General features: G+C 34.4%; 4 protein-coding genes and 1 pseudogene. All 5 read right to left on the reverse strand.

Annotated features, from left to right (window positions below):
* The coding region (locus BLQ93_RS09235) for a DEAD/DEAH box helicase family protein (RefSeq protein ID WP_159427532.1) at positions 1 to 771 on the reverse strand (771 nt) is incomplete at its 3' end.
* 1 nt (position 772) lies between these two features.
* Entirely contained in the window at positions 773 to 2,821 is a 2,049-nt protein-coding gene (locus BLQ93_RS09240) for a site-specific DNA-methyltransferase (RefSeq protein ID WP_092129829.1), read from the reverse strand.
* A 2-nt stretch (positions 2,822 to 2,823) separates the two neighbouring features.
* Positions 2,824 to 5,649, reverse strand: coding sequence for an ATP-dependent DNA helicase (locus BLQ93_RS09245; protein ID WP_092129831.1), 2,826 nt, complete (start codon positions 5,647 to 5,649; stop codon positions 2,824 to 2,826).
* Positions 5,646 to 6,350 carry a JAB domain-containing protein gene (locus tag BLQ93_RS09250; RefSeq protein WP_092129833.1) on the reverse strand — a complete coding sequence of 235 codons (705 nt, stop codon included), beginning with the start codon at positions 6,348 to 6,350 and terminating at the stop codon, positions 5,646 to 5,648. The genes BLQ93_RS09245 and BLQ93_RS09250 overlap by 4 nt, the downstream gene beginning before the upstream one ends.
* Before the next feature lie 11 nt (positions 6,351 to 6,361).
* Positions 6,362 to 6,553, reverse strand: a pseudogene (locus BLQ93_RS09820) (nucleotidyltransferase family protein); the annotation flags it as partial.
* Positions 6,554 to 6,745 lie beyond the last annotated feature (192 nt).

Raw genomic sequence — 6,745 nt, forward strand, 5'->3', positions numbered from 1 at the left:
CCCCCGCAAAGTAACCTTAATATTCCAAAATGACTTCCAAGACGGTGGAATTAAAGGCAGAAAATAGAAAATTTTATTATCTGAAAAATCCTTCGCCAGTCTTTCATACACAATAACATTTGGAGCAATGATTAAAAAATTATCTGGATAACGAGAGTCCTTCCCCCTGATTCTATTAAAATAAGACCAGACAATTATTAAAGCCATGGCATAGGTTTTACCAGAGCCGGTTGCCATCTTAAAGGCGTATCTTAAAAGACCTTTTTCAGGAAGTTCCTGTTCTCCTTCCTGCTCAAGTTCAGGAAAGTATCTGATAAGTTTCCTTTTCCCTTCTACATCTTCAACAAACTCAACAGCATTGCTAAATAGGTCTTTTCTGAAATTTTCTGCATAGGTTTTTATCACTGGTTTTAAATCGTTATATTTTCTTACTTCAAAAAGATAAATGAGTGTTTCAACTGCTTCCCTTTGACAGAACCAGAATTTGAAAGGTTCATTATTTACTTTGTGGTCATTAAAGAACCAGAAATATAGAAGTTCTCTTGTAGTATCTGTTGCCCCTGGATAATCATCATCACGCCACCTGTCTACTTCTTCCCTTAATTTATTCACAAGAAGCATCTTGCTTGGTCTTCTTCCTTCAACCACCTTGTAAGAATTTTCTCCATCCTTGATTAAATGAGAAGTAGGCTTTTTTGATGGGTCTCTGTCCTCTATATAAGGAAGGGTCTTATCGTATTGAACCCAGGTTTTTGGTGCGTTGTTTGTCATTTTATCTCACCTCCACTTCATAAATTTGTGATGTATCAATGCCAAAGATGTCGATTACTTTAACAAAGATTTTATACTTGCCTGCTTTTTCATAAGTATAGGTTGCTTTTAAATTCAGGGTTCTGTCTTTCTTCGTCCTGTAAGAGGTCCAGCCATTGTTAAAAGTATCGTTTTTAAAGTCAAAATCAACTGCCCAGTAGTCAATCCAGTCAGTCCATTTTTTGATTTTATCCTTTACATCATCAGGTATGAAATCAGTGTGAGGAATTACAAAGTCCTTAAGTTCAACTTCAACATTCTTTCCTTTTGTTTTTATATCAACCTTAAAATGGGCAAGTTCAAAGAATTGAATGTCTCTTCTTCGGACTGCTTCACTATCTAAAACATCCATTGGTATAATTCTCAATTTTAATCTTACCCCTTCTCTTTTAGCAATCTCCTGAATTGCATCGTTTAATCCCATTTCCCATTCCCAGCCAAGGATGTGAAGTTCCTTCTGTTCAGCTTTTTTACAGTCCTGTATAGCATCAGTAACTTCCTGAATGGTTACAGGCGCATCAACTGCTCCAACATAGACAAGAGCGCTTCCTTTTTTACCGTGAATATGGGTAAAACCGCTGATGGGTTCTGCACCATAGAGTTTCAGGATAAAAGCGAGATATTCAAAGAGTGCCTGTTTTTCGTCTTTGTTTGAGAATGTCTTAACCTGCCATATTTGTCTCTCATATTTTCCAAGGTTTAAAATTTCAAAAGGTTTTGCTTTTCTGCCATATTTTCTTTTGCCTTCTTCATCGGTTAAATCCTTTGAGTTTTCAATTTCAAGGAGCCGTTTTCTCGTAATATGAATTGCATATCTTGATAAATCAGAGCCAATCCAGCGTCTGCCAAGTTTCTCTGCAACTGCTAATGTTGTTCCTGAGCCACAGAAGAAGTCAGCAACAATGTCGCCAGGGTTGGACGAGATTTCTATAATTCTTTTTAGCAAAAATTCATTTTTTTCTGTGTCATAACCAATTAAAGAACTTTGTGCCTGAATATCGGTCCAATTGTTTGTTAATTCTTCTTCTTCAGTTTCCCTTAAATAATACTCTACTACTTTACCATATTTTGAAGCCGGAGAAATCCTTACTCGTGCAATGTCTATATCTTCAGGTGCATTTTTAAGATTATCTTTATATTTTTCGTAATTTTCTAATGCTTTCTTAATTCTTTCTTCAGACCATTTCCATCTATCAGGAGGAATTGGCTTTACACCTTCTATCTCAAATCTCATAGTTGGTCTATCACCATAACTTGTAATTAAAGTGCTCCATCTTTCTTTTTTAGGCTCCACTTTTCTCTTTGTTAATTTTAATTTGGTATCTTGGTTTTTCACATACAAAAGAATGATCTGATAAGAATTTGATAGCGAAGATAAATATCCAAATTGAGAATGCGTATGTTTTTCCCTTGCCCCAACCACAATCTCATTCCTAAAATTCTCATATCCAAAAATCTCATCCATCATTACCTTGACATAATGTCCCACATGCCAGTCAAGATGCACATAGATAGAGCCGTTTTCTGCAAGGAGTTCTTTCATCAAGACAAGCCGTTCATACATCATCTGTAAATAAGAATCTAATCCTTTACCCCAGGTATCCCTGTATGCCTTCTCTTCAATTATTGAGTGCTCCTTTGTTATTTCTTCAGCTTCTTCACCAATTTGTATCTTAAATTTAAAATCAGCACCTGTTGCAAATGGCGGGTCTATGTAGATTAGATTTATCCTGCCAGCAAATTTTTCAAGGAGTGAAGACATTACAAGTTTGTTATCTCCCCAGATGAGTTTATTCCGCCATCCTTCTTCAAAAGTATTTCCTTCTTTGCCTTCGTAAAGGTCAAAAAGAAGTCCTGGTGTTGGTATTTCTTTTCCTGTTCTCGGCTTATTTATCACCTCCACAATCTGAAATGGATAAGGACCTGGCTTTTCAACCGGATTTAGTTTTCCCTCTTCATCGTATTTTCCAAGCCAGACAAGCTCAGTTTTGGTTATGTTTATCTTAGGCATATTTATACCTCCTCAAGTTCCTTTGTTTTAAATTTTATTATCCCATTTTGAGAGCAATAGAACCTGAAATCACATTCCCTGCAAACCTTTTCAGTATCAGGTGGGATGCTAACTTTAAAATTTTCTTCCTTAATCTTTCTAACCACCTCATCAAAATATCTTCCTGCTTCTTCTACATCTTTCTCCGAGTATCTCATCTCCATCAAGGCATCCTTTCTTCTCTCTTCAGAGGTCCAGTAAATATACATCTTTTCAACTGGCTTGCCGTATCTTTCTTTTAAAATATATCCGTATAGGCATAGCTGCTTAAAATATCTATCAATGAGTTCAGAATTATTTTCCTGTTTTGGTGGGGTTTTGAAATCAAGGATTTCAAACTTTCCATCCTTTGATGTTAAAAGGTCAATCTTTCCAGTGATTATGTAATCCTCCTTTTCTACTGAGACATCCACTTCTGTTTCAGAAATTCTCTCAAGGATGTCCTGATTTTGTTTAAAGTAATTTATCACCTGCTTTAAGGCAACTTCTTTTTGTGTCTGTGAGATTGGTCTTAATCCTGAAAGGAGCAGTGCTTTGTAGTTTTGCTCAAGCCAGTTCTCTATATCTGAGGTTGTAAAATCTTTCTTATCAAGGACTGCACGGTGTATATCCTCTATTGTATGATGGACTAAACTGCCGAATAAAACCTGTGCAGAACGGGACGGCTGAAAATCATATTCTTTATAAAAAAGATACTGCTGGGGACAGGTCTGGTAAACATTGATCTGAGAAAGGGAGTAAGATTTTTTTGGTATAAATTGTGGTTTTGAATTAAATTTCTGTGCTTTTAATGTCTCTTTCTCTACATAAGGATACTGGCCAAGTTCTTCCCATATAGGAGAAAACCAATCTTGAGGTTTTTCAGGAGTAGTTAAGACGAGCAATTTTTGAGCTCTTGAAAATGCAACATAATAGTGTCTTAATCTGTCAAACTCTGTCATCTGCCTCTCTGTTTCAAAAGTTCCTCTTTTAGAGAAAGGCAAAAGGTCTCTATCTACCTGCTTCTGAACAGCAAACCTTTTATGGAGCGAGCCCACAATGACCACAGGAAACTCTAATCCCTTTGCCTGGTGAATTGTCATAATCTGGACGAAACCCTTAGGTATAGGATTATACGGGTCTTCATATTCATCTATACCTGCCTGTATTAAAAAATTAAAAAAACTTCCAAAGAGGTGATACTTTATGAATTCTTTATTCTTAGATGTCACCACTGAAATGTTGTAATAATACTGAAATACTGAAATGAGTTTTGAAAAAATGGAAAGATTATACGCCTTGTTTTTATCGTTAAGAAATGAAGAAAATGGTTGATACGCAAGAAGTTGATAAAAGTAATCAAGGATTGTTAAGTCAAGGGAATCCTCTTTTAATTTTTCTATCTGTTGAACCTTTCTTTTTATGTAATCTTTAAGTGTGGAAGATATAACTTCTCCCAATAATTTTATTGCTTCTTCAATATATTCCCTGATAGAGGAATTTTTTAATATATCTCCATAAAAGCCAAAAATGATGGAATAACAGGCAAGAAGCAACTTAACTTCTATGTTTTCAAAATAAACCTTTGCTCTTGGAGAAAAATAAGGGATATTATTTTCTTTTAATGTTTGGATGTAGTGTGAGCTGTGTTCGGGTTTAACACTTTTTAAAAGGATTGCAACATCACTCCAGTCCTCAATAATTTTTTCGCTTTTTAAAAATTTGATAAGTTGAACCACCCTTTTTGCTTCATCTTCTTCATTTTTACCCCAGATACAAAAAACAGCAGGGTATTCAGGAAATATTGCGTTCGAGTCAGGTTTTATTTCTTTGGGATATCTAAATCCATCCCAGTTTATTGAGGTTATGAATTTATTATATCTTTCAATAATCTTTTTATGCGACCTGTAATTTACCGTTAATTTTATCTGTTTGCAATTGTTAAAATGTTTGGGGAATTCCAGAATATTTCGGACTGTTGCCCCTCTGAACCGATAGAGAGATTGGTCCTCGTCTCCCACAACACATACATTGTTTTCAGGAGTAGCAAGTTTTAAAATTATCTGCTCCTGGATATAATTTGTATCCTGATACTCATCTACCATTATGTATCTTATTTTTGATTTTATCTTTTGGTAAATTTCATTATTATTAAGCAACTCATAAAAGATTTTTTGAAGATGGGAGAAATCCACTCTGTTGCTCTCAAATAATTTTTTACAATATGCTTTATAACAAGCAGAAAGTACACCCAAAAATTCGTCTCCAGAATTTTCTAATTGAGAAATATCTATAATTTCTTCTATTATTTTATTCAAATATGGAATTATCTCTTTAATTGCATTCCACTTATTAGACCATCTCCCTAAAAACTTTCCATCTCTTGGAGTTATTATTTCATCAAAATTTTCATAGACAAAAAATACTTGCGTCAATTCATCCAGCACTGAGTATCCTTTTTGAAGAATTGTATAAGAAAGAAATTTCATGATATACTCATTACATAAACTATGTATCGTTCCCATTTTTAAAAGATGCACCTGCCCCTGATAATTAATCTTTCGTGCAAGCTGACTTACCCTATCTCTTAATTCATATGCAGCCTTTTCAGTAAATGTAGTGAGCATAATCTCTTCAGGTTGCGCTTTCCCAGAAACAAGAAGATATAATGTCCTTGCCACAAGGGTAAGTGTTTTGCCTGTTCCGGGACCTGCAATAATGAGAACCGGTCCATCCGTTGTAGTAATTGCTTCAATCTGGTCTTCATTCAAAGAAGGAATAACACCTTTTATTTCTTCAAGTGCATTCATAGCAATCTCTCCTTTTTAAAACTTAAATAGCTATTAGCAGTAACAATAAGGTGATCATAAAGTATAATACCTACTGATTTAGCTGCTATATCTATCGCTTTGGTCAGGTTCTTATCATATTCCGATGGTTCTAATTTTCCATTGGGATGATTATGGACAATAATGAACGCATACGACTTCCTTTTTAGAGCCTCTTCAATTATCGCCATTGGATACACAACTGCTTTATCAATAGTTCCTGAAAAATAAAATTCCTTTGCTGGAAAATCTTTCTCACTCTGTAGTCTTAATCCACTATCCAAATAAATTACTAAAAATTCTTCTTCCATTTTATGTCCAATTTTCTCAATGCAATATTTCGCAATCATTCCTATTGATTCAAATGCCGGCTGTTCCAAAGCTTTCTGTTTGCTGTAAATAGCATTAATTTCTTTTATGAGTTGTATCAGAGCTATAAACCTGTCTTTTATATATTTAACAGATTTTAATTCTTCCTCACTTGCATCAAAAATTCCTTTTATAGAGCCAAATCTATTAAGAAGTTCTTTGGCTATTGGTTTAACATCTTTTTGGGGAATGACATAAGTCAGAAGAAATTCTACTATTTCATATTCTTGTAATCCTTCAGAGCCAAACTGCATCAGCCTTTTCCTTAATCTTTCTCTATGTCCTAAATAATGTTTTTCGCTATTATATTTCATTTCATTTTATTTTATTTTATTTCTTCTCTCCATTCTAAATAAATTACCTCCTTTAAAATACGCCTACCTATGTGGGGTTTTAGCACCTTTCTCATAACGAGGCCAACCTTCACACCAAGCATATCACTTAAAAGATTTTCTAAATGGATAAATTCAAGTAGCCCAATTTCTGTGTTTTCCTCAAATTCAATGAGTATATCAAGATCGCTTTTTTCTCCCTACTCACCCCTTACATAAGAACCTTTAAGTAATAGTTTTAGTTCTTTCAATTTCTCTTTCATCTCTTCAATTTTCTTCATTTTCTCACTCCGTTAAATAAAGTGATAAGATAACTTCCCTTTTCCTTCTGTTATAGCAGAAGTTTCTGCATAATGACTTTTAAGAAAGGTAGGTGA

The sequence above is a fragment of the Desulfurella multipotens genome (genome assembly GCF_900101285.1).
Classification (GTDB): Bacteria; Campylobacterota_A; Desulfurellia; order Desulfurellales; family Desulfurellaceae; genus Desulfurella; species Desulfurella acetivorans.